The sequence below is a fragment of the Cryobacterium sp. Hh7 genome, from assembly GCF_004403155.1.
GTDB lineage: Bacteria > Actinomycetota > Actinomycetes > Actinomycetales > Microbacteriaceae > Cryobacterium > Cryobacterium levicorallinum.
In genome coordinates, this window is record NZ_SOHG01000061.1 from 37,852 (window position 1) to 62,305 (window position 24,454).

The 24,454-nt window shown below is 61.2% G+C and carries 32 protein-coding genes; 3 read left to right on the plus strand and 29 right to left on the minus strand.

Translation table 11 applies throughout. The features are described 5' to 3' along the window. Nucleotides 1-118 precede the first annotated feature (118 nt). Both E3T43_RS15730 and E3T43_RS15735 read left to right on the plus strand, forming a co-directional pair. Nucleotides 119-2,290 (plus strand): RNA degradosome polyphosphate kinase, encoded by a 2,172-nt coding sequence (locus E3T43_RS15730; RefSeq protein WP_134473119.1) that lies wholly within the window; start codon nucleotides 119-121, stop codon nucleotides 2,288-2,290. Next, entirely contained in the window at nucleotides 2,290-3,237 is a 948-nt protein-coding gene (locus E3T43_RS15735) for an NUDIX domain-containing protein (protein ID WP_134473120.1), read from the plus strand. Before E3T43_RS15730 ends, E3T43_RS15735 begins: the two co-directional genes overlap by 1 nt. Before the next feature lie 54 nt (nucleotides 3,238-3,291). Here E3T43_RS15735 and map read toward each other — a convergent pair whose 3' ends face one another. The 25 genes from map to E3T43_RS15860 form a co-directional block, all read right to left on the minus strand. Beyond that, the gene (gene map, locus E3T43_RS15740; protein ID WP_241979038.1) at nucleotides 3,292-4,122 is read right to left on the minus strand and encodes a type I methionyl aminopeptidase; all 831 of its coding nucleotides are present in this window, start codon (nucleotides 4,120-4,122) and stop codon (nucleotides 3,292-3,294) included. 102 nt (nucleotides 4,123-4,224) lie between these two features. Then, on the minus strand, nucleotides 4,225-4,821 hold the full coding sequence (locus tag E3T43_RS15745; protein WP_134443829.1) for an adenylate kinase: 597 nt from the start codon (nucleotides 4,819-4,821) through the stop codon (nucleotides 4,225-4,227). Next, a complete protein-coding gene (gene secY / locus E3T43_RS15750) occupies nucleotides 4,818-6,140 on the minus strand; it encodes a preprotein translocase subunit SecY (RefSeq protein WP_134443830.1) in 1,323 nt (440 codons plus the stop codon). Before secY ends, E3T43_RS15745 begins: the two co-directional genes overlap by 4 nt. A gap of 128 nt (nucleotides 6,141-6,268) precedes the next feature. Beyond that, nucleotides 6,269-6,829 (minus strand): 50S ribosomal protein L15, encoded by a 561-nt coding sequence (rplO, locus tag E3T43_RS15755; protein WP_134443831.1) that lies wholly within the window; start codon nucleotides 6,827-6,829, stop codon nucleotides 6,269-6,271. Beyond that, nucleotides 6,829-7,011, minus strand: coding sequence for a 50S ribosomal protein L30 (rpmD, locus tag E3T43_RS15760; RefSeq protein ID WP_066597599.1), 183 nt, complete (start codon nucleotides 7,009-7,011; stop codon nucleotides 6,829-6,831). Before rpmD ends, rplO begins: the two co-directional genes overlap by 1 nt. After that, nucleotides 7,011-7,718 (minus strand): 30S ribosomal protein S5, encoded by a 708-nt coding sequence (gene rpsE, locus E3T43_RS15765; RefSeq protein WP_370449991.1) that lies wholly within the window; start codon nucleotides 7,716-7,718, stop codon nucleotides 7,011-7,013. The genes rpmD and rpsE overlap by 1 nt, the downstream gene beginning before the upstream one ends. Beyond that, nucleotides 7,715-8,086, minus strand: a complete 372-nt coding sequence (gene rplR / locus E3T43_RS15770; protein ID WP_092107252.1) for a 50S ribosomal protein L18 — start codon at nucleotides 8,084-8,086, stop codon at nucleotides 7,715-7,717. The genes rpsE and rplR overlap by 4 nt, the downstream gene beginning before the upstream one ends. 2 nt (nucleotides 8,087-8,088) lie before the next feature. Beyond that, entirely contained in the window at nucleotides 8,089-8,625 is a 537-nt protein-coding gene (gene rplF / locus E3T43_RS15775; RefSeq protein WP_092451139.1) for a 50S ribosomal protein L6, read from the minus strand. Between the two features lie 6 nt (nucleotides 8,626-8,631). Then, entirely contained in the window at nucleotides 8,632-9,030 is a 399-nt protein-coding gene (rpsH, locus tag E3T43_RS15780) for a 30S ribosomal protein S8 (protein WP_092107248.1), read from the minus strand. Nucleotides 9,031-9,217: 187 nt separating this feature from the next. Further along, complete coding sequence (gene rplE, locus E3T43_RS15785; RefSeq protein WP_092451141.1) at nucleotides 9,218-9,826, minus strand: 50S ribosomal protein L5; 609 nt, start codon at nucleotides 9,824-9,826, stop codon at nucleotides 9,218-9,220. Next, nucleotides 9,826-10,185 (minus strand): 50S ribosomal protein L24, encoded by a 360-nt coding sequence (gene rplX, locus E3T43_RS15790; RefSeq protein WP_092451143.1) that lies wholly within the window; start codon nucleotides 10,183-10,185, stop codon nucleotides 9,826-9,828. The genes rplE and rplX overlap by 1 nt, the downstream gene beginning before the upstream one ends. 2 nt (nucleotides 10,186-10,187) lie before the next feature. Then, nucleotides 10,188-10,556, minus strand: coding sequence for a 50S ribosomal protein L14 (gene rplN / locus E3T43_RS15795; RefSeq protein ID WP_092451145.1), 369 nt, complete (start codon nucleotides 10,554-10,556; stop codon nucleotides 10,188-10,190). Nucleotides 10,557-10,590: 34 nt separating this feature from the next. Continuing rightward, nucleotides 10,591-10,890 carry a 30S ribosomal protein S17 gene (gene rpsQ / locus E3T43_RS15800; RefSeq protein ID WP_092451147.1) on the minus strand — a complete coding sequence of 100 codons (300 nt, stop codon included), beginning with the start codon at nucleotides 10,888-10,890 and terminating at the stop codon, nucleotides 10,591-10,593. Nucleotides 10,891-10,892: 2 nt separating this feature from the next. After that, a complete protein-coding gene (gene rpmC / locus E3T43_RS19580; protein WP_134443832.1) occupies nucleotides 10,893-11,237 on the minus strand; it encodes a 50S ribosomal protein L29 in 345 nt (114 codons plus the stop codon). Further along, on the minus strand, nucleotides 11,237-11,656 hold the full coding sequence (gene rplP / locus E3T43_RS15810; protein WP_092451151.1) for a 50S ribosomal protein L16: 420 nt from the start codon (nucleotides 11,654-11,656) through the stop codon (nucleotides 11,237-11,239). The genes rpmC and rplP overlap by 1 nt, the downstream gene beginning before the upstream one ends. Then, nucleotides 11,656-12,426, minus strand: a complete 771-nt coding sequence (gene rpsC, locus E3T43_RS15815; RefSeq protein WP_092107240.1) for a 30S ribosomal protein S3 — start codon at nucleotides 12,424-12,426, stop codon at nucleotides 11,656-11,658. Before rpsC ends, rplP begins: the two co-directional genes overlap by 1 nt. Continuing rightward, the gene (rplV, locus tag E3T43_RS15820; protein ID WP_092339439.1) at nucleotides 12,426-12,791 is read right to left on the minus strand and encodes a 50S ribosomal protein L22; all 366 of its coding nucleotides are present in this window, start codon (nucleotides 12,789-12,791) and stop codon (nucleotides 12,426-12,428) included. The genes rpsC and rplV overlap by 1 nt, the downstream gene beginning before the upstream one ends. Nucleotides 12,792-12,817: 26 nt before the next feature. Continuing rightward, a complete protein-coding gene (gene rpsS / locus E3T43_RS15825) occupies nucleotides 12,818-13,099 on the minus strand; it encodes a 30S ribosomal protein S19 (RefSeq protein WP_092107237.1) in 282 nt (93 codons plus the stop codon). Nucleotides 13,100-13,108: 9 nt separating this feature from the next. Continuing rightward, the gene (gene rplB / locus E3T43_RS15830) at nucleotides 13,109-13,948 is read right to left on the minus strand and encodes a 50S ribosomal protein L2 (protein WP_092451153.1); all 840 of its coding nucleotides are present in this window, start codon (nucleotides 13,946-13,948) and stop codon (nucleotides 13,109-13,111) included. Nucleotides 13,949-13,970: 22 nt separating this feature from the next. Continuing rightward, nucleotides 13,971-14,273, minus strand: a complete 303-nt coding sequence (gene rplW, locus E3T43_RS15835) for a 50S ribosomal protein L23 (RefSeq protein WP_092107233.1) — start codon at nucleotides 14,271-14,273, stop codon at nucleotides 13,971-13,973. Next, the gene (gene rplD / locus E3T43_RS15840) at nucleotides 14,273-14,923 is read right to left on the minus strand and encodes a 50S ribosomal protein L4 (protein WP_092451155.1); all 651 of its coding nucleotides are present in this window, start codon (nucleotides 14,921-14,923) and stop codon (nucleotides 14,273-14,275) included. The genes rplW and rplD overlap by 1 nt, the downstream gene beginning before the upstream one ends. Before the next feature lie 5 nt (nucleotides 14,924-14,928). Then, complete coding sequence (rplC, locus tag E3T43_RS15845) at nucleotides 14,929-15,588, minus strand: 50S ribosomal protein L3 (RefSeq protein WP_092451157.1); 660 nt, start codon at nucleotides 15,586-15,588, stop codon at nucleotides 14,929-14,931. 8 nt (nucleotides 15,589-15,596) lie between these two features. Continuing rightward, a complete protein-coding gene (gene rpsJ, locus E3T43_RS15850; RefSeq protein WP_035834607.1) occupies nucleotides 15,597-15,905 on the minus strand; it encodes a 30S ribosomal protein S10 in 309 nt (102 codons plus the stop codon). A 579-nt stretch (nucleotides 15,906-16,484) separates the two neighbouring features. Continuing rightward, entirely contained in the window at nucleotides 16,485-16,943 is a 459-nt protein-coding gene (locus E3T43_RS15855) for a hypothetical protein (RefSeq protein ID WP_134473121.1), read from the minus strand. A gap of 48 nt (nucleotides 16,944-16,991) precedes the next feature. Further along, nucleotides 16,992-18,458 carry a sugar transferase gene (locus tag E3T43_RS15860; RefSeq protein ID WP_134473122.1) on the minus strand — a complete coding sequence of 489 codons (1,467 nt, stop codon included), beginning with the start codon at nucleotides 18,456-18,458 and terminating at the stop codon, nucleotides 16,992-16,994. Between the two features lie 194 nt (nucleotides 18,459-18,652). On the opposite strand from E3T43_RS15860, the gene E3T43_RS15865 reads away from it, so the two are divergent. Further along, a complete protein-coding gene (locus E3T43_RS15865; protein ID WP_134473123.1) occupies nucleotides 18,653-20,491 on the plus strand; it encodes a DUF4012 domain-containing protein in 1,839 nt (612 codons plus the stop codon). Here E3T43_RS15865 and E3T43_RS15870 read toward each other — a convergent pair. From E3T43_RS15870 to E3T43_RS15885, 4 genes are all read right to left on the minus strand, one after another. Further along, nucleotides 20,488-20,979 carry a VanZ family protein gene (locus tag E3T43_RS15870; RefSeq protein ID WP_134473124.1) on the minus strand — a complete coding sequence of 164 codons (492 nt, stop codon included), beginning with the start codon at nucleotides 20,977-20,979 and terminating at the stop codon, nucleotides 20,488-20,490. The genes E3T43_RS15865 and E3T43_RS15870 overlap by 4 nt on opposite strands. 34 nt (nucleotides 20,980-21,013) lie before the next feature. Continuing rightward, nucleotides 21,014-21,844, minus strand: a complete 831-nt coding sequence (locus tag E3T43_RS15875) for a glycosyltransferase family 1 protein (protein ID WP_166791353.1) — start codon at nucleotides 21,842-21,844, stop codon at nucleotides 21,014-21,016. A 139-nt stretch (nucleotides 21,845-21,983) separates the two neighbouring features. Then, nucleotides 21,984-22,970, minus strand: coding sequence for a glycosyltransferase (locus E3T43_RS15880; RefSeq protein WP_166791354.1), 987 nt, complete (start codon nucleotides 22,968-22,970; stop codon nucleotides 21,984-21,986). Nucleotides 22,971-23,263: 293 nt separating this feature from the next. After that, nucleotides 23,264-24,451: a polysaccharide biosynthesis C-terminal domain-containing protein gene (locus E3T43_RS15885; RefSeq protein WP_134473127.1), complete on the minus strand. Its 1,188-nt coding sequence runs from the start codon at nucleotides 24,449-24,451 to the stop codon at nucleotides 23,264-23,266. Between the last annotated feature and the right edge of the window lie 3 nt (nucleotides 24,452-24,454).

Below are 24,454 nucleotides of genomic sequence, written 5' to 3' on the forward strand. Positions count from 1 at the left end.
GTAACACCGGCGAGTTAATCCGGTCGACACGCCAAATAGTCAACGGCTCAGAGAATATTTCGTCAGACGTTCACCCGGTTCGTCGCGGTGGCGTGACCAAGGGTGTCAGGATGGACAGATGGACGGCGAAATCACCCAGGCAGACTCCGGTCTCACAGACTTTGATGACGACTTTGACCCACTTTTCGGAAAACTCGACCCGGCGCTGCCCGCCGACCGCTACCTCGACCGGGAGCTCAGCTGGCTCGCGTTCAACCAGCGCGTGCTGGAACTGGCCGAGGACGAGTCCCTTCCGGTGCTGGAACGCACCAACTTTCTCGCCATCTTCGCCAGTAATCTCGACGAATTCTTCATGGTGCGCGTCGCCGGCCTGAAGCGCCGCATCCTCACCGGTCTGGCCGTGCCGACCAACGTCGGCCGGGCCCCGCAGGACGTACTCAGCGATATCTCGGCGATCGCCCACGACCTGCAGGAACGCCACGCACGCGCTTTTCAGAACCTGGTGCGGCCCGCCATGGCCACGGCCGGCGTCGACGTCGTCGACTGGCAGAGCCTCGGCGACGCCGACCGTCGCTCGCTGCGCACCTACTTCTCCAACCAGATCTTTCCGGTGCTGATGCCCCTGGCTGTCGACCCGGCGCATCCGTTCCCCTATATCTCCGGTCTCTCCCTCAACCTGGCCGTGCGGGTGCGCAACACCAAAACGGGCAAGCAAGAGTTCGCCCGGCTCAAGGTGCCACCGATGCTGCCGCGCTTCGTGCGGGTCGACCGCACCGAGTCGGTCGATCGCATCCGCTATATCGCGCTCGAAGACCTCATCGCCAACCAGCTCGGCGACCTGTTTCCGGGCATGGAGATTCTGGAACACCACGTGTTTCGGGTCACCCGTAACGAAGACGTCGAAATCGACGAGGACGAGACCGAGAACCTGATCAAAGCGCTCGAGAAGGAGCTGCTGCGGCGCCGGTTCGGCCCGCCCATTCGACTGGAGATCACCGAGGACATGGACGAGGTCACCCTCGGGCTGCTCGTGCGCGAACTCGACGTGACCGAGCAGGAGGTCTACCACCTGCCGGCGCCGCTCGACCTCGGCGGACTGTTCGACCTGCGCATCGACCGCCCCGACCTGCACTTCGCCAAGCACGTACCGACCACGGCCGCGCAGCTGCTGCCGAGCGAGCCGAACGCCGAGCAGGACATTTTCACGGCCGTCGCGCGGCGCGACGTGCTGCTGCACCACCCGTACGAGTCATTCGCCACGAGCGTGCAGGCGTTTCTGGAGCAGGCCGCGGCCGACCCGAACGTGCTCGCCATCAAACAGACGCTGTACCGTACCTCCGGTGACAGCCCCATCGTCGAGGCGCTCATCGCCGCCGCCGACAGCGGCAAGCAGGTGCTCGCCCTGGTCGAGATCAAGGCACGGTTCGACGAGCAGGCCAACATCACCTGGGCACGCAAGCTCGAAAAGGCCGGCGTGCACGTCGTCTACGGACTGGTCGGCCTCAAAACGCACTGCAAGCTCGCCCTCGTGGTGCGCTACGAGAAAGGCGTTTTGCGGCACTACAGCCACATCGGCACCGGAAACTACAACCCGAAGACCAGCCGCATCTACGAAGACCTCGGCTTGCTGACAGCGGATGCCCAGGTCGGCAAGGACCTCACCCGCCTGTTCAACGAGTTGTCGGGTTACGCCATCGAGAAAAAGTTCAAGCGACTGCTCGTGGCTCCCCTGCATTTGCGCAAGGCCCTGCTCAAGCAGATCCAGGCGGAAACCGACAACGCCCTCTCGGGGGCGACCAGCGGCATCCGCATCAAGGTCAACTCGATGGTCGACGAGGACATTATCGACGCGCTGTACCGGGCCAGCCAGGCCGGCGTGCACGTCGACGTCTGGGTGCGCGGCATTTGCAGCCTCAAGCCGGGCGTTCCCGGCATGAGCGAGAACATTCGGGTGCGGTCGATTCTCGGCCGGTACCTCGAGCACTCGCGCATCTTCTCCTTTCACAACCTCGGGGACACGCAGGTGTTCATCGGCAGCGCCGACATGATGCACCGCAACCTCGACCGCCGGGTGGAGGCGCTCGTGCGACTGGTCGACCCGGAACATCTGCTCGAAATCGAGGCGCTGTTCGAACGGGCCATGGACGATCGAACCTCCAGTTGGTGGCTCGATGACACCGGTCACTGGACCCGCCACGACGTCGACGAGAACGGCGTGCACCTCAGCGACATGCAGAACCGGTTGATGCAGCAGATCAGTGCCCGCAAACGACCGCCGGCGCGGCGCTGATGGCGCTCAAGACCACCGACCCGAACGTGTACGCCGCCGGAGCCGTCTGCTGGCGCCTGATCGACGGCCGCATGCACGTGCTGCTCATTCACCGCACCGTGCACGGCGATGTCACCATCCCCAAGGGCAAGGTGGATCCGGGCGAGTCGCTGCCCCGCACCGCGGTCCGCGAGGTCGCGGAAGAGACCGGGCTGGACGTGGCGCTCGGGGTTCCGCTCGGGGTATCGCACTACGACATGCCCGACGGCCGCACCAAGATCGTGCACTACTGGGCCGCCGAAATCACGCCGGACGCGATCGCGCGGTCAACCTTCGTTCCCAACGGTGAGGTCGCCGCGATCGAGTGGGTGACCATCAAAAAGGCCCGCAGCTACCTGAGTTACCCGGCCGATGTCGAGATTCTCGAGACGTTCTCCGCCCTCGTCGACTCCGGCGTCACCCGCACGTTCGCGCTGATCGCGCTGCGCCATGGCAAGGCTGCGCCGCGCACCGGCGCCGGCCCCGATGCGCGTCGTCCGCTGACGGCGCGTGGGGTGACGCAGGCAACGGGCCTCGTGGCCACGATCACGGCCTGGCGCCCGCTGCGCATTATCTCGAGCACGGCCGTGCGGTGCGTCACGACGGTGGCTCCGCTCGCCGCCGCTACGGGCATCCCGATCAAGCAGACGGATCTGATCAGCCAAGACGCGCTCGAAAGCGGTGAAGCGGATGTGCGCTCCATCGTCGGCAAGCGCGTACGCTCCCGCAAAACCGCTGTTTTCTGCAGCCACGGGCCGGTGCTGCCGGAGATCATGCGGGAAATCGCGCTGGCGACCGGGAGCCAGCCGACCACGGCGCTGTTCGACGCCGCAGACCTCGACACCGGCGGGTTCTCGATCGTGCACCTGTCGTCGGAGAACCCGGCCGCGGGCATCCTGGCCATCGAGACGTTCCGCGCAACCGCCTGACCCGCGTTTCGCGGGCCCGCTCGCTTTGGTCGATGGCGGTCTCGCGAAGCGTCGCTACGGGATCGGAACGGGAGTGATGCCGAACTGGGCGAGGCCGGCTGCGCCGCCGTCTTCGGCGGTGAGCACCCAGATGCCATCCTTGTGCACGGCGATACTGTGTTCCCAGTGCGCTGCGGCCTTGCCGTCGCTGGTGGCAACGGTCCAGTCGTCGTCCCGGGTGTAGGTATCGATCGATCCGAGCACGACCATCGGCTCGATGGCGACGACGAGGCCCGGCTTCACATCCGGACCCTTGGGGCGTACGCGGTAGTTGAACACGGGCGGAGCCTCGTGCATCGAACGGCCGATGCCGTGGCCGACATAGTCGGTCAGGATGCCGTAACTGCCCTGCGACTCCACGTAATCTTCGATGGCTTCGCCGACCTCGTTCAGGTGGCGCGCGGTGTGCAGCCGGGCGATGCCGTGCCACAGGGACTGCTCGGTGACATCGGACAGCTTCTGACGCTCAGCCACGACCTCGGGCCGCGACGCGTCCGGCAGCACGAAGCTGAACGCGGCGTCGCCGTTCCAGCCCTCGATAATGGCTCCGCTGTCGATCGAGACGATGTCGCCGGCCGCGAGGCGTCTCCCGGAGGGGATGCCGTGCACGACGTCGTCGTTCACTGAGGCACACACTGTGTGGTGATATCCGGCTTCGAGCTTGAAGTTCGGCTTGCCGCCGAGCGCGACGATGGCGGCCTCGGCCGCAGCGTCGAGTTCGAGGGTGGTGGCCCCGATCACCATGGCCGCGCGGGCGGCCGCGAGCGATGCCGCGGTGGCCAGGCCCGGCGCGACCATGAGGCGCAGCTGGGCGGGGTTCTTGTAGATGGAACGACCAAAACTCACTGATTTCCTACAAACTAGCTCCGAGAAGGGGAGCGATCTTTTCTTATTTAGGTGGTGGTGCAGATGATGATGGGCCGAGTCAGGCCCAGCCCCAAACGGGTATTAGAGCGTGCTGCTGTCGGGGCGCAGGCCGCCCTCGGCCAGGGCCGCGAGGATGCGGTCGGTGACCGCCTCAACGGCGCCCAGACCATCGATCGTGACGACGAGGCCACGAGCGCTGTACACATCGATCAGCGGAGCGGTCTGCTCCGCGTAGACGTCCAGACGATGACGGATGACGTCGGCCGTATCGTCCGCGCGGCCCTGCTCGGCCGCACGCTTCAGCAGCCGCGCGACGACCTCGTCAGTGTCGGCGGTGATGAGAACGACGACGTCGAGCTGGGTGCCCGCTGCACTTAGCAGACGGTCGAGCTCAGCGACCTGGTCGGTCGTGCGCGGGTAGCCGTCAAGCAGAAAGCCGTCGGCAGCATCCGCTTCGTTGAGCCGGTCAGCGACAATGGCGTTGGTGAGGGTGTCGGGAACGTATGCCCCGGCGTCCATGAACGACTTGACCTCGACCCCCAGCGGGGTGTTGTTGGTCACGTTGTAGCGAAAGATGTCGCCGGTGGAGATGGCGGGAATATCGAAGGCGAGCGCCAAGCGCTCCGCCTGGGTGCCTTTGCCAGCGCCGGGCGGGCCGATCAGTAGTAAGCGCGTCATTTAAGAAGCCCCTCATAGTGTCGCTGTTGCAGTTGCGAGTCGATCTGCTTGACCGTCTCGAGCCCCACGCCGACGATGATGAGAATACTCGCGCCGCCGAACGGAAAGTTCTGGTCGGCGCCGATAACCGAGAATGCGACGAGTGGAATCAACGCGATAAAGCCCAGGTAGAGCGAGCCCGGAAGCGTGATGCGGGTCAGCACGAAGTCGAGGTACTCGGCGGTCGGGCGGCCGGCGCGGATGCCGGGAATGAATCCGCCATACTTCTTCATATTGTCGGCGACTTCTTCGGGGTTGAACGTGATCGCCACGTAGAAGTAGGTGAAGCCGATGATCAGGAAGAAGTACATGGCCATGTACAGCGGCTGGTCCCCACCGGTGAGGTTGTTGGAGATCCAGACGACCCAGGCCGGAGCCTCGGTGCCGGCGGCCGGCTGGTTGAACTGCGCGAGCAGGGCAGGCAGGTACAGCAGAGAGGAGGCGAAGATCACGGGGATCACGCCGGCCATGTTGACCTTGATCGGAATATAGGTGTTGTTGCCGCCGTAGGTGCGACGCCCCACCATGCGTTTGGCGTACTGCACCGGTATTCGCCGCTGGGATTGCTCGACGAAGACCACGCCGGCGACCACCAGAATTCCGACGATCAGCACGATGATGAGGGTGTCGAGGCCCTGCTGCTGGCCGATGGACCCGAGCGATCCGGGGAACAAAGCTGCGATCGAGATGAAGATCATGAGCGACATGCCGTTGCCGACGCCGCGTTCAGTGACGAGCTCACCCATCCACATGATGACGCCGGTGCCGGCGGTCATCGTGATGACCATGAGCATAATGGCGTACCAGGCGTCGTTGGTGATCAGCTGCGTGCACTCGGTGCTGGCGGATGTGCCAAACAAGGCGCCGCTGCGGGCGACAGTGATCAGCGTGGTCGACTGCAGAATGCCGAGGGCGATCGTGAGGTAGCGGGTGTACTGGGTCAGTGTGCTCTGACCGGAGGCACCCTCCTTATAGAGGGTGTCGAAGTGGGGGATGACCACGCGCAGCAGCTGCACGATGATCGAGGCCGTGATGTACGGCATAATTCCGAGGGCGAACACGCTGAGCTGGAGCAGGGCGCCACCGCTGAACAGGTTGACGAGCTCGTAGAGGCCGCTCGATCCCTGGTTGGCTGCCAGACACAGCTGCACGTTGCCGAAGTCCACGAACGGGGCCGGGATGAACGAGCCCAAGCGGAACAGAGCAATAATGCCCAGGGTGAAGCCGATCTTCTTGCGAAGGTCGGGTGTGCGGAAGATCCGCGCAATGGCGCTGAACAAAAAGGCCTCCAGATATTTACGCAGACCGACCCGCGCGGGTCGACTTAAAACGATCGAGCTTGTCGAATCACACCAAACGATTTAACTCGATTGACGGATTCGACAAGCTCGATGGAGCGTCTACGGGTTTACTTTACAGATCCGCCCGCGGCAACAATTTTCTGCTCGGCTGAAGCAGAGACCTTGTCGACCGTCACGTTCAGCTTAACGGTAATCTCACCGGTACCGAGAACCTTGACTTTTTCGTTGTCACGAACCGCACCCTTGGCGATCAGGCTGGCGATGGTGACATCGCCGCCGTTCGGGTAGAGCAGTTCGAGCTTTTCCAGGTTGACAACCTGGTACTCGACGCGGAACGGGTTCTTGAATCCACGCAGTTTCGGGGTGCGCATGTGCAGAGGCATCTGCCCACCCTCGAAGCCGACGCGTACGCTGTAACGCGCTTTCGTGCCCTTGGTGCCTCGACCCGCGGTCTTACCCTTGGATCCTTCACCACGGCCAACGCGCATGCGGGCCTTCTTCGCTCCGGGAGCCGGGCGAAGGTGGTGTACCTTCAGCACGTGCTCGCGGGGCTCAGTCGGCTCGGCTGCAACGGGGGCCTTCTTCGGTGCTGCGGCCTTTTTGGGGGCAGCGGCCTTCTTCGTGGCGGGCTTGTCGGCTACCTTGGTAGCTTCCTTCTCGTCAGCCATTAGTCAATCTCCTCGACCTTTACGAGGTGAGCGACGGTGTTGACGTAGCCACGGTTCTGCGAGTTGTCCTCGCGGATCGTAACGGCGCCAATGCGTCGCAGACCCAGGCTGCGAAGAGTGTCGCGCTGGTTCTGCTTCTCACTAATTTTGGACTTGATCTGTGTGATCTTCAGCTGGGCCATCAGGCACCTGCCTTCGCGGTTGCGGCTGCTGCAGCTGCAGCAGCGTCGGCACGCAGGAAACGGGCCGGAGCCACGTCTTCATAGGCCAGGCCGCGGCGAGCCGCAACCGCACGCGGCTCTTCGAGCTGGTGCAGTGCCTCGACCGTGGCGTGCACGATGTTGATGGTGTTCGACGAACCGAGCGACTTGCTCAGCACGTCGTGGATGCCAGCGCATTCGAGTACGGCGCGCACCGGGCCACCGGCGATAACGCCGGTACCTGCTGCTGCCGGACGAAGCAGAACGACGCCGGCTGCAGCCTCACCCTGTACGGGGTGCGGGATGGTCAGGCCAACGCGAGGAACGCGGAAGAAGTTCTTCTTCGCCTCTTCGACGCCCTTGGAGATAGCGGTAGGGACCTCGCGGGCCTTACCGTATCCAACGCCGACCAGTCCGTTACCGTCGCCGACAACGACGAGAGCGGTGAAGCTGAAGCGACGACCACCCTTGACGACCTTCGACACGCGGTTGATGGTGACGACGCGCTCCAGGAACTGGCTCTTGTCGGCATCGCGGCTTCCGCGGTCCTTGTTCGGGTTGCGCTCACGGCCACCACGACGAGCCTCGCGGGGCTCGTTCTGCGGCGGGGTCGTGGACGCAGCGGTTTCAACCGGTGCAACCGCAACGGCCTCAACAGGTGCTGTGGTTTCGATCTTTTCAGTGCTCACAGGTTCAATCCACCCTCTCGAGCTCCTTCAGCGATGGCAGCGACGCGTCCTGCGTACTTGCTGCCACCACGGTCAAATACAACGGCTTCGATGCCGGCGGCTTTCGCACGTTCAGCAACGAGCTCACCGACCTTGCGGGCCTTGGCGGTCTTGTCACCATCGAAGGTGCGCAAGTCCGTTTCGAGCGTGGATGCCGACGCAAGGGTGAAGCCCTTGCTATCGTCGACGACCTGCACGAATACGTGGCGAGCCGAGCGCGTGACGACGAGGCGCGGGCGAAGCGCCGTTCCCTCGATCTTCTTGCGAAGACGGGTGTGTCGACGTCCGCGGGCTGCGGCCTTGCTCTTGCCTCTAGTTCCGAGTCCCATGGCTACTTACCGCTCTTTCCGGCCTTGCGGCGAACAATCTCGCCGGCGTAACGCACACCCTTGCCCTTGTAGGGCTCTGGCTTGCGAATCTTACGGATGTTGGCGGCAACCTCGCCGACGGCCTGCTTGTCGATTCCGCTGACCGTGAGCTTGTTGACGCTCTCCACGGTCAGAACGATGCCGACGGGCGGCTCGACGACGACCGGGTGCGAGAAGCCGAGGGCGAACTCAACAGAGGTGCCCTTCTGCGCCGCGCGGTAACCGGTACCGACGATTTCGAGACCCTTGGTGTAACCAACGGTTACGCCGATGATCTGGTTGTTGATCAGGGTGCGAGTCAGACCGTGCAGCGAACGCGACTGGCGTTCGTCGTTCGGACGGGTGACGAGAACGTGACCGTCCTCGATCGACACCGTGATGGGGTTGGAAACGACGAGCGCGAGCTCGCCCTTCGGGCCCTTGACGGAGACGGCCTGGCCGTCAGCCACAACCGTGACCCCGGCAGGGATCGGGATGGGGAGTCTTCCAATACGTGACATTCTCAGTTACCACACGTAGGCGAGAACTTCTCCGCCTACGCCCTTCTTCTCAGCCTGGCGGTCGGTAAGCAGACCGCTGGAGGTGGACAGGATGGCAACGCCGAGGCCGCCGAGAACCGTGGGGATCTCAGTCGACTTTGCGTACACGCGCAGGCCGGGCTTGGAAACCCGCTTGATGCCGACGATGGAACGCTCACGGTTCGGACCGAACTTGAGGTCCAGCGTGAGGGTCTTGCCTACTGTTGCATCCTTGACGGTCCAGGCAGAGATATAACCCTGTGCCTTGAGGATGTCAGCGATGTGCGCTTTCAATTTGCTATGCGGCATCGACACTGTGTCGTGGTACGCCGAGTTAGCGTTGCGCAGTCTGGTCAGCATGTCTGCGACCGGATCTGTCATTGTCATTTTGTGGTGCCTTTCTCGCCTGGTTTCATCATCCGTTACGCGAATGACGACCTGTGGTGGTGAGGAAACCGATCGGTTGAACGGCTTCCGGGGTGAAAATCTGTGTGCGCCTGGCATTTCTGCACGGCGGGACCAACCATGAGTTGGGAGCTCGCAAGCGCAAGCTCCCAACTCTAGTTGAAAAACGCTACTTCTGTGCGTCGGCCGTCTTGAACGGGAAGCCGAGCGCCTTGAGCAGCGCGCGACCCTCATCGTTGGACTTCGCGGTCGTAACAACCGTGATGTCCATACCGCGAACGCGGTCAATGCGGTCCTGGTCGATTTCGTGGAACATAACCTGCTCGGTCAGACCGAAGGTGTAGTTGCCCGCACCATCGAACTGCTTGTCGGACAGGCCGCGGAAGTCACGGATGCGAGGAAGGGCCAGGCTGAGCAGCCGGTCCAGGAACTCCCACATGCGGTCGCCACGAAGGGTGACGTGGGCGCCGATGGGCTGTCCCTCACGCAGTTTGAACTGCGCGATGGACTTGCGAGCCTTGGTGACCTGCGGCTTCTGGCCGGTGATCTTGGTGAGGTCAGAAACCGCACCGTCCATCACCTTGCCGTCGCGTGCTGCTTCTCCGACACCCATGTTGACGACAATCTTCGTCAGGGTGGGGATACGGTGCACGTTGGTGAAGCCGAGTTCCTCGGAGAGCTTGGCACTGATCTCATCGCGGTACTTCTGCTTCAGACGCGGCAGGGCCTTGACGGGCGCGGTGCCCTCAGGGGCGGTGCCGGTAACGGTGTCAGTCATTAGAGGTCCTTCCCTGACTTCTTGGCGTAACGAATGCGGACCGTCTTGGTGACGCCGTCCTTCGTTACCTCTTCCTGGCGGAAGCCGACGCGGGTCGGCTTCTTGGTCTCCGGGTCGACGATGGCAACGTTGGACACGTGGATGGCGGCTTCGAAGGTCTCGATGCCACCCGTCTTGGTGCCGCGCTGGGTCTGTCCGACGCGAACGTGCTTGGTCACGAAGTTGATGCCCTCAACGAGGACACGGTTCTTCTCGACGTCGACGGAGATGATCTTGCCCTGCTTGCCACGGTCTCCGCCGCGAGCCTGGCTGCGGCCGCTGATGACCTGTACGAGGTCACCCTTTTTGATTCTGGCCATGATTAAATAACCTCCGGTGCCAGCGAGATGATCTTCATGAACTTCTTGTCGCGAAGCTCGCGACCGACCGGTCCGAAGATTCGGGTGCCGCGGGGGTCACCGTCTGCCTTCAAGATCACTGCAGCGTTCTCATCGAACTTAATGTAGGAGCCGTCTGGACGACGGGTTTCCTTCTTGGTGCGAACGATGACAGCTTTGACGATGTCACCCTTCTTGACGTTTCCGCCCGGGATTGCATCCTTGACCGTGGCGACGATGACGTCGCCCAGGCCGGCGTAACGACGGCCTGAGCCACCGAGAACGCGGATGGTCAAGAGTTCCTTGGCGCCGCTGTTGTCGGCAACCCGTACTCGTGATTCTTGCTGAAGCACTTTATAACTCCTTTACGTCAAGTAAGCGCGAGGCTTACTTGGCCTTCTCAAGAATCTCGACCAGGCGCCAGCGCTTGGAGGCGCTAAGCGGACGGGTCTCACTGATCAGGACCAGGTCGCCGATGCCGGCGGAGTTCGCCTCATCGTGCGCCTTCAGCTTGGATGTACGGCGGATGACCTTGCCGTACAACGGGTGCTTCACGCGGTCTTCGACCACGACAATGATGGTTTTGTTCATCTTGTCGCTGGTCACGTAACCACGCAGCGTCTTGCGGTAACCGCGAACGAGAGCTTCTGCCTCGGCTGCGACGACCGTTTCGTCAGTCTTCGCCATGACTAGGCCTCCTTCGTCTCGACGGTCTCGGCTGCAGCGTCGTCCGTGGACTCGTCTGCGGCCTTGGCCTTCTTGGTTTTCTTGTCGGCCTTCTCAGCCTTGGCCGGAGCCGGGACTGCGACCGGGGTCGCACGAATGCCCAGCTCGCGCTCACGGAGAACCGTGTAGATGCGAGCGATATCGCGCTTGACCGCGCGGAGGCGGCCGTGGCTCTCGAGCTGACCGGTGGCCGACTGGAAGCGCAGGTTGAACAGCTCTTCCTTGGCCTTCTTCAGCTCTTCGAACAGCTTCTCATTGTCAAAAGTGTCGAGCTCGACTGGGGCGAGCTCCTTGGTTCCGATCGCCATTATGCGTCGCCCTCCTCGCGCTTGATGATGCGTGCCTTGAGGGGCAGCTTGTGAATTGCACGGGTAAGTGCCTCTTTCGCAACGGCGTCGGTGACACCACTGAGCTCGAAGAGAACGCGACCCGGCTTGACGTTGGCAACCCACCACTCGACCGAACCCTTACCGGAACCCATGCGGGTTTCGGCCGGCTTCTTGGTCAGCGGGCGGTCGGGGTAGATGTTGATCCACACCTTTCCGCCACGCTTGATGTGACGCGTCATGGCGATACGAGCGGACTCGATCTGACGGTTGGTCACGTACGCGGGGGTCAGCGCCTGGATGCCATAGTCACCGAAGGAGACCGTGGTGCCACCAGTAGCGTGGCCGGTACGACCCGGGTGGTGCTGCTTGCGGTGCTTGACTCTACGTGGAATCAACATTATTTAGCCTCAACTCCTGCTGCGACCGGTGCCGCTGCCGGAGCATCTGCACGAGGTGCACGGCGCGGTCGATCGTCACGACGCTCGGGGCGGGACGACTTAGCGTTGGCCTGCTCGCGAGCGAGTTCCTTGTTGGTGATGTCGCCCTTGTAGATCCAGACCTTCACGCCGATGCGGCCGAAGGTGGTCTTGGCTTCGTAGAAGCCGTAGTCGATGTTCGCGCGAAGCGTGTGCAGAGGCACCCGGCCTTCGCGGTAGAACTCGCTGCGGCTCATCTCGGCGCCACCCAGACGACCGGACACCTGGATGCGAACACCCTTGGCGCCGGCGCGCTGTGCGCCCTGCAGGCCCTTACGCATCGCGCGGCGGAAAGCCACACGTGCGGAGAGCTGCTCGGCGATACCCTGCGCGACCAGCTGGGCATCCTGTTCGGGGTTCTTGACCTCGAGGATGTTCAGCTGAATCTGCTTGGCGGTGAGCTTCTCCAGGTCAGAGCGGATGCGCTCGGCCTCCGCGCCGCGGCGACCAATCACAATGCCCGGACGGGCGGTATGAATGTCAACGCGAACGCGGTCACGAGTGCGCTCGATCTCGATGCGGCTGACGCCGGCACGGTCGAGGCTGGTGCTCAGCAGGCGACGAATCTTGACGTCTTCTGCGACAAAGTCAGCGTAACGCTGACCCGGCTTGGTCGAGTCAGAGAACCAACGCGATACGTGATCGGTGGTGATTCCCAGACGGAAGCCATAGGGGTTTACTTTCTGACCCATTACTTCGTACCCTCCTCAGGAGTGGTGAGCACAACCGTGATGTGGCTGGTGCGCTTCTTGATTTCGAATGCGCGACCCTGGGCACGAGCCTGGAAACGCTTGAGGGTCGTACCCTCGTCGACGAATGCCCGGCTGATGAACAGGTCCTGCTCGTCCAGATACGTGTTGGCTGCATCTGCCTTGACCCGGGCGTTGGCGATGGCCGAGGCCACCAGCTTGTACACCGGATCGGATGCGCCCTGGGGCGCAAACTTCAGAATTCCCAGCGCTTCATGCGCCTGCTTGCCGCGGATCATGTCAACGACGCGACGAGCCTTCTGGGGGGTAACGCGGATGTGACGCACGCGTGCGATCGACTCCACCATTTCTTCTCCTCCTTCACGTCCCCGCGCTAGCGGCGACGGCCCTTCTTGTCGTCCTTCACGTGTCCACGGAAGGTGCGGGTGGGCGCAAACTCGCCGAGCTTGTGGCCGACCATGCTCTCGGTGACGAACACCGGGATGTGCTTGCGTCCGTCGTGCACTGCGATGGTGTGTCCGAGCATGTCGGGGATGATCATCGAGCGGCGCGACCAGGTCTTGATTACGTTCTTGCTCTTGGCTTCGTTCGCCGCGAACACCTTGCGAAGCAGGTGGTCGTCAACGAAAGGGCCTTTCTTAAGACTTCTTGGCATCGTCTACTCCTACTTACGCTTCTTGCCGACGGTGCGGCGACGAACAATGAGCTTGTCGCTTTCCTTATTCGGGTGGCGGGTGCGCCCTTCCTTCTGGCCCCAGGGGCTGACGGGGTGACGTCCACCGGACGTCTTACCCTCACCACCACCGTGCGGGTGATCGACCGGGTTCATGGCAACACCACGAACGGTCGGGCGAACGCCTTTCCAGCGCATACGTCCGGCCTTGCCCCAGTTGATGTTCGACTGCTCGGCGTTACCGACCTCGCCGATCGTCGCGCGGCAACGAGCATCCACGTTGCGGATTTCACCAGACGGCAGACGAAGCTGGGCGTAGACGCCCTCCTTCGCGACCAGACGAACGGATGCTCCAGCGGAGCGGGCCATCTTGGCGCCGCCACCCGGACGCAGCTCGATCGCGTGAATGATGGTACCGGTGGGGATGTTCTTCAACGGCAGGTTGTTGCCGGGCTTGATGTCAGCCCCGGCTCCCGACTCGATGATGTCGCCCTGGCTGAGCTTGTTCGGCGCGATGATGTAACGCTTCGTGCCGTCGATGAAGTGCAGGAGCGCGATGCGCGCCGTGCGGTTCGGGTCGTATTCAATTTCAGCGACGCGGGCGTTGACGCCGTCCTTGTCGTTGCGCTTGAAGTCGATCACGCGGTACTGGCGCTTGTGGCCACCACCGATGTGACGGGTCGTGATGCGGCCCTGGTTGTTACGTCCACCGGTCTTGGAGAGGGGACGCAGAAGCGACTTCTCCGGGGTGGAACGCGTGATTTCCGCGAAGTCGGCAACGGATGAACCGCGTCGACCCGGGGTCGTGGGCTTGTACTTACGAATAGCCATTAGTTATCCCTCTGCCTGTCGCTTAGCCGACGGCCGTGAAGATGTCGATGGAGCCAGACTTGAGCGTGACAATGGCACGCTTGGTGTCCTTGCGCTTGCCCATGCCGAACTTGGTGCGGCGAGTCTTGCCCACGCGGTTCAGGGTGTTGATCGAAGCGACCTGCACCTTGAAGATCTTTTCGATCGCGAGCTTGATCTCCGTCTTGTTCGAGCGGGGGTCAACGATGAAGGTGTACTTACCCTCGTCAATCAGGCCGTAGCTCTTCTCAGAGACAACCGGAGAGATGATGATGTCGCGGGGGTCCTTGTTGGTCGCGATAGTCATTATGCGGCCACCTCTTCCTTCTTGGTCTTGCTCTCCACAAACGCGTTGAACGCGGCGGTGGTGAAGACAATGTCGTCGCTGACGAGCACGTCGTAGGCGTTGAGCTGGTCCCACGAGAGGATGTGCACCGTCGGGATGTTGCGAATGCTGCGCAACGTGATCTCGTCGGTACGCTCAAGAACAACCAGCACGTGCTTGCTCGTGGCGATCTGCGAGAGCAGCTCCAGGGCAATCTTCGTGTTGGGGGTCTCAGCCGTGAACAGTGCCTCGACGATGTGCAGGCGGCCACCGCGGGCGCGGTCGCTCAGTGCACCCTTGAGGGCTGCGGCAATCATCTTTTTCGGGGTGCGCTGGTCGTAGCTGCGCGGGGTCGGTCCATGGACGATTCCACCACCGGTCATCTGAGGAGCGCGGATCGAGCCCTGACGAGCGCGACCGGTTCCTTTCTGCTTGAACGGCTTGCGGCCGGCACCGGAAACTTCTCCACGGCGCTTGACCTTGCTCGTTCCCTGGCGTGCGGCAGCGAGCTGCGCAACAACGACCTGGTGAATGAGAGGAATGTTGGCGGGAACGTCGAAGAGCTCGTCGGGAAGCTCGGCAGAGCCTGCCTTCTTGCCCTTGGCGTCAATGATGTCGAGTGCTGTAGCCATAAGGACTACGCTCCCTTCACTGCGTTGCGAACGAATACGAGGCGGCCACGAGCACCGGGAACGGCACCCTTGACGAGCATGAGGCCCTTATCGGCGTCAATAGCGTGCACCTTGAGGTTCAGCACGGTTACGCGCTCGCCACCCATACGACCAGCCATGCGCATGCCCTTGAAGACACGGCTCGGGGTCGAAGAAGCACCGATGGAACCGGGCTTGCGGTGGTTACGGTGCGAACCGTGTGAGGAGGAAACACCCTTGAAGTTGTGACGCTTCATAACACCGGCGAAGCCCTTACCCTTGCTGGTGCCCATGACGTCAACCTTGGTGCCGGCAGCGAAAACACCGTCAACGGTGAGCTCCTGGCCGAGGTTGTAGTCAGCGGCATCCGCGGTGCGGAGCTCGGTGATGTGGCGACGCGGCGTGACGCCGGCCTTGTCGAAGTGACCGGCAAGGGGCTTGTTGACCTTGCGCGGGTCGATGGGGCCAGCGGCGATCTGAACGCCGTTGTAGCCGTCGACGGCCTTGGTGCGAACCTGCGTGACAACGTTCGGCGCGATTTCGATGACGGTAACGGGAACAAGCTTATTGTTCTCGTCCCACACCTGGGTCATGCCGAGCTTCTTGCCAAGGAGACCCTTGGTGGTTTTGGTATCTGCGTAAGACATCGCGGGCCCTAGAGCTTGATCTCGATGTTGACGTCGGCCGGAAGGTCGAGGCGCATGAGCGAGTCAACAGCCTTCGGGGTCGGGTCGATAATGTCGATCAGACGCTTGTGGGTGCGCATTTCAAAGTGCTCCCGGCTGTCCTTGTACTTGTGAGGAGAACGGATGACACACACCACGTTCTTCTCGGTCGGAAGCGGCACCGGGCCGACGACTGTAGCGCCCGCACGGGTCACTGTGTCGACGATCTTGCGCGCCGAAATGTCGATGACCTCGTGGTCATACGACTTAAGTCGAATGCGGATCTTCTGTCCCGCCATGTCGAACTCTCTCTCTGTCGAGGCGTCTTACAGACAACGGCACTGTTTGCCGAGGTTGCATTGGACGCCGTAGTAGCACTGCTGCTGAAAGCACCACTGTTCAAATGTCAATTTGATTCACGTACGAATAAACGACGCTCATCATCAACGCCGACTCCCAGAGCAGAACCTGGGGGACGACACGGTTTTACCCACGCCGACCAGATCGTTGATTTATGCTGCGCTCTGCTCCCTGCGGCCTAGCCTGCGATCGTTGCTCTTGCGACAAGTGTTCTTCGTAGAGGGTGACGCGACTATGCACTGCCTGGCAGTGATTCCGGCGACGCGTAGCGCACGCCAAAAGTGTTGAACTAGAAGAGTCTGCCACACAGTTGCCACTTCGTGCAACCCGGGCGTGTCGCACGCGTCTCGTCAGCTCGTTCTTATCGGGCGATTCCCAGACGGAGGACCGCGGCCGGCCACGGTCCTGCACTCTGCTGCTCTGCTGCTCTGCTGCTCTGCTGCTCTGCTGCTCTGCTGCTCTGCTGCTCTGCTGGTCTGCTGGTCTGCTGGTCTGCTGGTCTGCTGGTCTGCGCGGGGCTAGCCCTGAATGCCGGCGACGACGCGCGGACTCTGGTCCGCGCAGCTCTTGGCGGCGGACTCGGTCAGCACTCGCTCGGCCATGATTTGACGCGACTGGTCGGAGAGGCCCGATGTCGGGTATTCGGCCAGCACCTTGGTGATGATTTCGGGGATCGACAGGGCGGCGTACTCTTCGAGACTGTTGCAGACCAACACGCTGTAGACGCTGACCGTGCTCGCCACGATGTCGTCGAGAATCTGCTGTTCCGTCTTCGCAGTCGGCGAGGGAATGGGCGTCGGCGCAAGCGTCGGGGTAGGAATCGCGCTCGGGGCCGGCGCGGACGCTTCCGGCCCAACGGCCGATTGGGCAGCGGGGGCGGACCCGACCAGTCGCGGCACGATCACCACGGCGAGGATGCCGACCACCAGGATCGCGATCGCCATCAGGATGCGCATTTCAAGTTTCGATATCTGCATGAGCAGACCATAACCGGATCCTCGCAATCCTGCCCCGGGGTCGACCCGTTAAACGGCACCTTCGGGGCGGGCGACGGCCCGAAACGTGCGCCAGAGAATCTGGATATCCGCGGTCATCGACCAGTTCTCGACGTAATACAGATCAAGTCGGATGCTGTCTTCCCAGCTGAGATTGGATCGCCCACTCACCTGCCAGAGCCCGCTCATACCCGGCTTCATGATCAGACGTCGGTGCGCGGCGTCGTCGTACAGGGCGACTTCGGCAGCGCGCTGCGGGCGAGGCCCCACAAGGCTCATGTCGCCGATCAGCACGTTGAACAGCTGCGGCAGTTCGTCGAGCGAGAACTTACGAATGAACAGGCCGACAGAGGTGATGCGCGGGTCATTGGTGACCTTGAACAGCGGAGTGTCAGACGTGCCCTGGGCGTCGAGCAGGCTCTCAAGTTGGTCGTCAGCGTCTTGAACCATGGAGCGAAACTTCAACATGCCAAAGGCTTCACCGGTGCGACCGACTCGTACCTGGCGGTAGATGATATCGCCGGGGCTCGATCGCTTCACGGCTATTGCCACGCCGATGAGGACCGGAGAACTCAGCAGAATGAGCAGCGACGAAGCAACGATGTCAAAACTACGCTTGGTCCAGCGCCGCGCTCCTTCAAAAGCCGGGTAGCTCACGTGGATAAGAGGAAGGCCGGCTACGGGCCGTGCGTGGATTCGCGGGCCGGCTACGTCGGTGAGTGCTGGCGCCACGATGAGCTCGATATCACGTGCGTCGAGCTCCCACCCCACTCGGCGCATCACTTCGGGGTTGATCTCGTCGGCCCCGGTCAAAATGACCGTGTCCGCCTGGGATTCATCGACTATGCGCAGAAGATCGTCATAGCCGCCAAGAACCGGCACGCCATGAATGGGCCGCTTGGAATGACCATCAAGCTGGGTGAGTGCACCAACCAACAGCAGCCCCGGCCCCGGAGCGCGCATGATGGTCTTTGCAACGTGCGTGGCCTTCTGGCGCTCGCCCATCAGGAGCGCCCGCGACAAGTAGCCGCCGGCTTTCTGCTGCTTGCGCAGCCACTGGCGCCAACTCCATCGAGAAAGCACCAGCACAATTAGACCGACAGGAAGCGCGGTGAGAAAATACCCTCGGGCAACTTCCAGCTTGAACAAGAAGGCGATAATGGCGAATGACCCGAATAGACGAATTGTCGCGTCGGCCACTCTTTTGTACTCGAGAGTTCCGCTGCCGATAACCTTATGGTCGCGCGTGGCAAAGACGTCGAGCATCACCATCCAAGAAACTATGAGAACAACCGAAACCGCAAGGTAACTCGCGCGAAGATCAAGACCGCCCTCGGCGACCAGCTGGACCGGCGCAAAGCCAAACCACAACAGTTGTGATCCGTAAACCGCACAGGACACCACGAGAGCATCGGTGGTGAATAGTCGCACAGCAAACGCGCGTTGCCACGACTTGCGTCGTGCAGCACCTACGGTTTGCCTATCGGTCACTGCCACGCGTTTCCCCCCCGGGGTTGCAGATCATCGATTGCACAGAGCGGCGAAACCGACGTCGTTGTCCCTATCGTCTCATATGCGCCGAGTAAGGTCAGGGCCGACTCGCTCATTCAACACCCCCCATTCACGGGTCGTCAACAACGCGTCCGCGAGCGCATGACGAACTCACCGAAACCCTCGTCTAGTCTGGACCAGTGATTTCCAGAGACTCCGGGCGCGCTGCAGCGCGCACTTCCCGTGCCAAAGCCCGCAAAAAGTCCAAGCATTCGACGACGAAGCGCTGGGTGTGGATTGGCACTGGCACCGTGCTCATTCTCATTCTGGGAGCGAGCGCGTGGGTCGCCACGCGCGCTCTGGTCGTCAAAAACGAGCTCGAGAGCGCGCAGTCGCTGATTGACCGCGTGCAGACCGAAGCACAGGACTTCAATCTGGACGCATTAGCCGCGTCAAGCGCAAAATTGTCAGAGCACTCTGCCCGGGCCGTTGCCCACGCTCAGGACCCCGTTTGGCGTGCCACTGAGATGGTCCCCTATCTCGGGGACAACCTGTCTGCCGTTCGAATAGTGGCGGAAAGCATCGACGAAATTGTGCAAGATGTGGCTGCACCGGCCGTCGCGGCCGTCACCGAATTTGATCTGTCCACTCGGGACCCCGACACGGGCGGATTTGACTTAACTCCCCTGACTAGGGCTAGGGAAGTCATTGCGGCGGCCAAGCCAATATTTGCGACTTCGCTCGAAAGACTCGACGAAATCGATCAGGCCAAGACGCTCGGTCCCGTTACGGCGGCAGTGACACGCCTACAGGGTTTACTCACGACGGCAGGTGCTCCGTTGGATTCCGCTGGGGATCTACTAAACGTCGCCACCGCCGCACTGGGCGTGGAGGCACCACGCAATTACCTCCTTGCCTTTCAGAACAACGCTGAGAGTACGGCGCTCGGTGGCAGCGCTGCCTCATATACGTTGCTGTCCGTCGACAATGGCGCAGTGGCAGTTATCGGTCAGGAAGGTAGCTCTACGTTCGTTGAAGGTACCGCAGTCGATGTGGCGGTCGATCAAAGCGCGTTAGACCTCTATAGCGAATACATCCGCAGCTACGTGAACACCTCAACAAGCCGACCCGATTTTCCCACGGCCGCATCGATCATGAGTGCATTTTGGCAGAGGGACCAAGGGAGTGCCGTCGACGGCGTCATCTCGATCGACCCCTTGGCTCTAGCCCTCATTCTCAAGGCAACGGGCCCCATTGATTTGCCGTCTGGAGACATTCTGTCGAGTGAAAAAGCGGTGTCCTTGCTGGTCAATGAAGTCTATTTTCGCTTTGATAGCTTTGGCGATCCGAAACTGGCAGACGCCTTTTTCCAATCAGCGGCATCGGCAGTCTTGACGAAAATCACCAGCGGTGACTTTGATATCAAGGCCATGGTGTCGGCCCTCTCGGTAGGCATTGAACAGGGTTCCGTCATGATGTGGAGCGCGAATGAGAGCGAACAATCTCAGCTGGATGGATACCGAATCCAGGGAGTACTTCCGAAGGCAAACGATCAAAGCACCCTGATCGGCACGTACTTTCGAGACACGTCGGCGTCAAAAATCGACTACTACCTGCAAACGAGCTCCGCCACGACCAGCGATGTGTGCGATGCACCTGAGAATCCAACATTCACGACGTCGGTGACGCTCCACTCAAACCTGACGCCAGATCAGGCCGCAGCGCTGCCGCCCTACATTCAGGGGCTCAATTTCGGCGCCAGGATGTTCAGTACGCAGGTCTTCATCTATGGACCGGTTGCGGCCACCCTGACCGAGGCCAGAATCGATTCAGAGGGCGTTGAGTCTGTTGTCAATGCTGGCAACGTTGACCTCTCTCGACCGGTGGCTTCTTTTACGGTGTATCTCGCACCGGGAGAATCGAGCACTGTCACAGCGACCTTCCTCGGTGCCCCCGGGGGCTACGGCCCCCTTGAAGTACGCGGCACGCCGATGATCAACACGACGGCAGTGTCGGTGGAGCCGGCCAGCTGCGGTTAGCGAACGCGCAACTCCTGCCACAGCGCCCTGGCCACAACTTTCTGATCACGTTGATAGACGGCGGCCCGCAAGGCTACGGCCATGAGGATTCCGACAAGTGCACCCAGAGAGTTGGCCAGAACATCACTGACTGTGGCGAACCGTGACGTGAGCACTGCGGCCTGCGTGAGTTCGATGCAGATAGACAGTGCGGGGCAGATCAACAGAGCGAGCCACCACATTTTGTGCGACAGCATGAGTGCGAAAATGAACCCGAGCGGCATGAACATCACGATGTTGGTGGTGAATTCGAGCTTGTTGTAGCCATACCATTCAGGGATTCCGTTGCGGTGGAGAACTGAAAGCAAGCGGTCGATCGAACTTGCGTAGCCTTGGTCGAGCGGAGTCGGCGACAGTGTCACTCCGAGCACGACGATGAGGCTCGCTGCTAAGCCGAGCGCGCCGATCCACTCGCGAGCTCGGCTTTTAGGGGGCTGCTGGTCGCGCATTGAGAGACCTATCCGTTAATCGATGAACACTCGCCTATTGTTGTTCACAAGCGCGACTAAGCACCGCATTCACTTTATCGGCGACGGTGTCCCAGCTATATCGCTCATCCCACTCCCGCGGCATAGATAGCGGCCCGGTTAGCGACATGGTCTCGAGCTCCTCCATAGCACGAGCCCACTCGCTGGCATCCGTCGCGGAGGAGACAGCCACTCCTGTGCCATCGACTATCTCACTCACGCTCTCACAGCCCGACCAGTACGCGACTCGGGTACCACAACTCATTGCTTCGAGCGGTGGCAAGCCAAAACCCTCGAGCAAGGACGGTTGCAGGGACCCACTCGCCCCGCGGTAGAGCCGAGCCAATTCATCGTCTGGCACCGCTGTACGAACTTCGACTTGTGCGTCAAGACCGGCTCCGCGCACCATCGACGTGGCCAGATCGAAGTCGCCGGTCACTACCAGAAGCTTGTACTGGGGGCGCAGAGCAATGGCTTCGAGTAAAATTCGGAAGTTCTTGTGCGGCTTGTTCATATTGCCCACATAGAGAAACGTGGGGTGGTCAAAATTAGCGGACACTCCTTCAGCCACGAAAGCTTTGGATCGGCCACAACCAACGTTGACTATGTCGACTTTGGGCGACCGCAGCCACAAAGCGATTGCGGTTGCCGAGGCAGTGGAATCCGTCATCACGACTCCGGCATGCTTGATCGCGCTTCGCACGATCGTATTGTAATAAATTGTCTTCGCCAGAGACCGTTCAGATTCGATTTGTAAGTGAATCAAATCGTGAACATTCAAGAGTTGGCGAGCACGAGTAATACCGGCGTTGTAACCCGGGCTGTAAATGACATCCTTCGATGACAAGCGAAGCTTTTGCCTGCTCAAAATATCGCGTGGTGAAGTGTGCGAGGCGACTCCGCCTAGCGGCCTCCAGGGGAGCGTAAGGCGACTAACGACCTCCGTCGCAAATCGGCCGATACCGTGTTCACCCTTCCAACGATTATCAACGATCAGCATTGAGGTCCCTCGCGTTTGATCGTGCCACGGCGTGCGCACCCGGAGTTGCCGAGCTCCCTCCATTCAGTGCGGAACCCATCCAGGCTGAAAAGTTGATATTGAATGACTCCCGCGAGAAGCGGGCGCTCTCACGACGGCAGTCGGCCGAGCTCAGGGTGAGCGCACCGACAATCGCTTCGCCAATCCGGTCTCCTTCCAGGCCCGCAAAGTGGATGCCGGACACGCCCTCGACCACGGTTTCGGCGGAGCCTCCCAGCATATTGGCCACGACGGGTGTGCCCAAGGCCATCGCCTCGACAGGCATGATTCCAAAATCCTCTACGGGGGGAAAGACGAATACGGCTGCTGCTTGGTAGAGCGCGTAGAGCATCGCACTCGACGGATTATCGACGATGAAAACGGGCACGCTTGCAGCCTCACCCTGGGCTTCCAGACGTCGGCTTTCCGGCCCACTTCCGGCCAGGACGACAGGGATTCCCGCGTACTCACCGGCCTCGATGACCAGATCGAGTCTTTTGTAAGGGATGAATCGAGATGCTCCGAGTATGAAGTTCGTGGGCAGAGTCTCGAGCAGAGCGAGCTCCTGGCCGGAAAGTTCTGTGCGCCAGTCGCTTACGGACTGTAGAAGGGTGGTCTCAACGGGCGGATAGACGACGACGGCCGGTCGGTCCCACGTCGCTTCGATCCGCTTCTTCACGAACTCACTGATTCCAGCGACGCTTGTCGCCTCATGCGCGCGTCTTCTATCGATTGGTCGCAGCAGGGCAGAGCCGAGGCGCGCTGCGGCATGACTGCCCCGTTTGTCCATCTCGGGCGTCCAGATATACCGGGCGGGTGTGTAGGCGTAGACGAGTTTCGGCGCGTCGTGACTGGGCCCGCGCGGCTTGATGTGGTGAGCAAATAGATGCGAGCTCGCCAGAACCCAGTCGTACTTCTCGGACACCGGAACCGCTGTCCGCCAAGCGGAAGTCAAGAAAGGAACGGATGCGGCCTTTCGGCCACGCAGAGGTGACCGCGCCAACCACAGTTCTCGTACATGTCGATCCGGAAATCGTTCCGGTGCATTATTCCAGGGCGTCACCATGTCTGCATCTGGATAAAGGGCAGCAATCGCTTCCAGAACATTTTCAGATCCACCGCGTGGCTCGATCCATTCGTGCGCGATTAAGCCTGACACAATTGTCACTCTCCGAATTCGTTTCGAGTCATTAGCTTACGGGTATGTCGTTTGAGCAGGGTCCACCTATCCAACTTGGACGGACACCATCAGTCAGGCGGACGGCCAGACGATCGATAATTCAACAGCCTGCCCAGCAGGACTATTTGGGGCGCCAGGGCTACGAATTCAGCGAACACGAGCGCCCAAGCCGCACCCTGAGCACCAAAAAAACTGACCCCCAGGAATACAGCCGGAATTCCCACGGCCGCGCCAATGATTGTGAATAGTGCTAGGTTCTGGGCTCTTTCCAGCGCTAATAGGCAAACAAGGCCAGTCACCTGCGCCATGACGAGCAGAACGAGGATCAATCCAAACGCTAAAGAAAGCCCGAACGCCGGGATGATCTCTCCCGAGCTCAAGACACCGGCGAACCACGGCAATCCAACAGTGAAGACGGTGCCAGCGGTAACGGTCAGGAGAAGTCCCCCCGCGAATGCCCATCTGATCCTACGAGTGACGGCTGGGTCGTCCGTGCCGGGTACCCAACCCTGAAGAAACTGCACGACCGGCGAGAACGCGGTGGTCGAAAACCGCAAAATCTTGTCAGCGAGCGCATAAGCGGGTAAGGCAGCAGGAGCTACGAGCGCCACGATCGAGATTGGTACCGTGATGAACGCTGCCGACACTCCGGCAATGACCATGCCGTGAGATTGCCCTTTCAAAAGCGCCGAAACTCTTCGCCTGGATAACCGATTCCAGTGAGAGTTGGCCCACCCACCGACTTTGACAGTTGAGAGTACAACGCCGAGTGTGATGCCCACGAGTTGCAAGAGAGGAAAAAAGACGAGGCTTGCACCTAGGAGCAGGGCAATTGCTCCCGCAACCGTGCCGATGACTCTCGGGGCGGTATCAAGTAGGAGAAAGGAGTACGGGCGCGCGGAGCCGGTGAAAAACCAGCCAGCCAGAAGACCATTCATAGCGAAAGCCGCCGCGGTCAGGGCTGCTTCCTCGCGATACGTATCTGCGAATAAGAATGCTAGCCCAACGGCAAATACCACCCCTGGAATAGCCAGAAATGACCGCACTTGCAGAGAATCCGTGTAAATGTGAATCCGAGCGAGCCCTCTCGCCATCGCGACCTGAGTCGGACCCGTCGTGCCCCATCCAAAGCCGATCAGGACCGCGCAGCCGGTTCCAATCGCTTGGCCCAGCGCAATACTTGCCCACGCATGTGCGCCCGAATGCGAAATCATGATCGGAATCGCCACCAAAGTCACGATTGCGGTCAGCCCCACAGA